A 3,102-nucleotide genomic window follows, 5' to 3' on the forward strand; every position below is an offset into this window, starting at 1 on the left:
CTCCAGCACCGAGTCGAGGCACTCGCGCAGGAAGCCCCGGCCCCCCTCGTTAGGAGCTGACGGACGTGCCCCGCTTCAGTGTCATCGTCCCCGTGTTCAAGGTCCGGGGCTTCCTGCGCGAGTGCCTCGACTCGGTGCTGGAGCAGTCGTACCGGGACCTGGAGGTCATCGCCGTCGACGACTGCTCGCCGGACGGCAGCGGCGACATCCTCGACGCGTACGCCGCCCGCGACCCGCGCGTGCGGGTGCTGCACCTGCCGGCGAACGTGGGCCTCGGGCGCGCCCGCAACGCGGGCCTGCCGTACGCCACCGGGGACTTCGTCCTCTTCCTCGACAGCGACGACACCTTCACCCCGGGTGCCCTGCGCGCGCTGGCCGACCGCTTGGACGAGGCCGGCGACCCGGATGTGCTGGTCTTCGACTACGCCCGCACGTACTGGTGGGGCGGCACGCGCCGCAACTCCCTCGCGCATGTGCTGAGGGACGTGGGGGCCGACACGTTCACGGTCGCCGAGCACCCGGAGATCCTCGAACTGCTGATGACGGTGTGGAACAAGGCGTACCGGCGGGAGTTCGTCGAGGCGCACGGCTTCCGGTTCCCGCCGGGCTACTACGAGGACACGCCGTGGACGTTCCCGGTGCTGCTGAGCGCTCGACGGATCGCGACCCTGGACCGGATCTGTGTGGCGTACCGGCAGCGGCGGCAGGGCAACATCCTGTCCACCACGAGTCGTCGGCACTTCGATGTGCACGACCAGTACGAGCGGGTCTTCACGTTCCTGGACGCGCGGCCTGAGCTGACGCGCTGGCGGCCGTTCCTGCGGCACAAGATGGCGGAGCACTGCCTGGACATCCTCGCCAAGCCGGACCGGGTGCCGGCTCGGGACAAGGGCGAGTTCTTCCGGCGGACGGCGGGGCTGTACCAGAAGTACCGCACGCCGGACGAGGTGCCGGTGGCGCCCGAGTTCCGGGTCCTGGAGGGCAGTTGGGCGGCCTGCCGGGTCCGGCGGCAGGCGGCCGGGCTCCGTACGGCGCTGACCGCGGGCGGGGAGCGGGTGCGGGCGGCGGGCGCCGAGCGGATCCGGCGGAGCCGGTCGCTGGTGCACGAGCGGCTGCCGCTGGACCCGCGGCTGGCGCTGTACTCGGCGTTCTCCCACCGGGGCATGCTCGGTGACCCGGCGGCGGTCTACCGGGCCGCGCGTGAGCTGGCCCCGCACATCCGGGGCGTGTGGGTGGTGCGGCCCGAGCTGGTGGGGAAGCTGCCGGTGGACGTCGAGTACGTGACGCCGGGCTCGCCCGAGTTCCTGCGGCTGTCCGCGCGGGCCACGTACTTCGTCAACAACGTGAACTGGCCGTCCACCCCGCGCAGGCGGCCGGGCAGCGTGTACATCCACACCCATCAGGGCACGCCCCTGAAGTTCATGGCCGCCGATCTGCTGCACAGGCCGGGGGCACGGATCGGGGTGGACGTGCCGCGGATGCTGCGCCGGGCGGACCGCTGGGACTACAGCCTGGTCGCCAACCGGCACTCGGAGCTGGTGTGGAGCAGGGCGTACCCGTGCGGGTTCGTGTCGCTGCGCACCGGCAGCCCGCGCAACGACGTGCTGGTGAACGCCGGGCCGGACAGCGGCGCGGCGGTCCGGGAGCGGCTCGGCATCCCGGCGGACCACACGGTCGTGCTGTACGCGCCCTCGCCGCGCGACTACCGGCGGGGCGGGCACGTGGAGCGTTTCGACCTGGCCCGGTTCGCGGAGGATCTGCGCCGGAGCCTCGGCGAGCGCCACACCCTCGTCGTACGGCTGCACCCGTCGCTCGCGGACGGGCCGGCGCGCGGGTTCGGGCTCGCGGAGCTGCACCGGCGGGGCGTGCTGGTGGACGCGACGGACGAGCCGCACGTCGAGGAGGTGATGCTCGCCTCCGACGCCCTGGTCACGGACTACTCGGCCCTGATGTTCGACTACGCCAACCTGGACCGGCCGATCGTGATCCACGCGGACGACTGGGGGGCGTTCACCGCGAGCCGGGGCGCGTACCTCGACATCACCGCCGAGGGCCCCGGCCATGTGTCCCGTTCGTACCGTGAGCTTGCCCGGCTGTTCGACTCGGGGCAGTGGCGGGACGCGGAGTCGACGCGGCTGCGGGCGGCGTTCCGGGAGCGGTACTGCGAGTTCGACGACGGGAAGGCCGCCGAGCGGGTGGTGCGGACGCTGATGCTGGGTGAGCCGGTGGCGGCGGTGCCAGCCCCGAGCGCCCACCGCGCCTCGTCCCTCGTCTCGTCATGAGGGAGCGCGCGGTCACGATCGGGGGACGCGCGTCTCGTACGCCCTCGCCCTCGGCGGGGCGGACGTGCGGGAGTCGGCGGCGGGGACCATCGACCACGGGTGGTCGGGGCGGTGTCGGTGGCCCCGCGCGCTTCACTCGATGTGGTGACGGCCAGCTAAGCGGATGACCTGATCCGGGAAGGGACGGCAAATGCCCTACACCGGATCTGGTTCCGTCTCCCTGGACGGCGGCGCCCGCCCCCGGCGCCGCCTGCGTGGCGCACTCGGCGCCACCGCGCTCCGCGGCGGCCGTACCCGTCTGACCCGGCGGCCGAGCCCGTACGTCGTGCTGGGTGGGCTGTTCTGGCTGGTGATGACCCTGGCGTACTGGCGGGTGCCGCTGTGCTGCGACGCCGGCCAGCACGCGGCGGTGATCGAACGCCTCCGCTGGGATCTGTGGCACCCGCCCCATCCGACGGCGGACCTGCCGGGCGCGGGCAGCCTGTACTACTCTCCGTACGCGGTCGTCCAGGGTGTCCTCGCCCGGCTGACCGGCCTGAGCGGCTGGGCGCTGGTGAAGCTGGCCGGGCCGCTGAACCTGCTGGTGCTGCTCACCGGGGTCGGCCGGTTCGTCCGGGTGCTGACGCCCCGGCCGTGGGCGCCGGTCCTCGCGCTGCTGTTCATGACGGTGCTGTGGGGCACCGAGCGGATCGTGTGGAGCGGCTACCTCGGGCTGATGTCGATGACGACGAACCTCGGCTACCCGTCGACGTTCGCGATCGGTCTGACGTTCTGGGCGTGGGCGTGGACGGGTGCCCGCGCGCGGGCACCCGTCCACGCC

At 73.0% G+C, this 3,102-nt stretch carries 1 protein-coding gene and 1 pseudogene; both read left to right on the top strand.

Annotated elements, in window-relative coordinates:
* The first annotated feature begins 65 nt into the window (after positions 1 to 65).
* The gene (locus tag AOK15_RS14395; RefSeq protein ID WP_055516602.1) at positions 66 to 2,282 is read left to right on the top strand and encodes a bifunctional glycosyltransferase/CDP-glycerol:glycerophosphate glycerophosphotransferase; all 2,217 of its coding nucleotides are present in this window, start codon (positions 66 to 68) and stop codon (positions 2,280 to 2,282) included.
* A 190-nt stretch (positions 2,283 to 2,472) separates the two neighbouring features.
* Positions 2,473 to 3,102 (top strand): annotated as a pseudogene (locus AOK15_RS14400) (hypothetical protein); the annotation flags it as partial.

Origin of the sequence: Streptomyces ossamyceticus (genome assembly GCF_001418475.1) — a bacterium.
Lineage (GTDB): Bacteria > Actinomycetota > Actinomycetes > Streptomycetales > Streptomycetaceae > Streptomyces > Streptomyces ossamyceticus.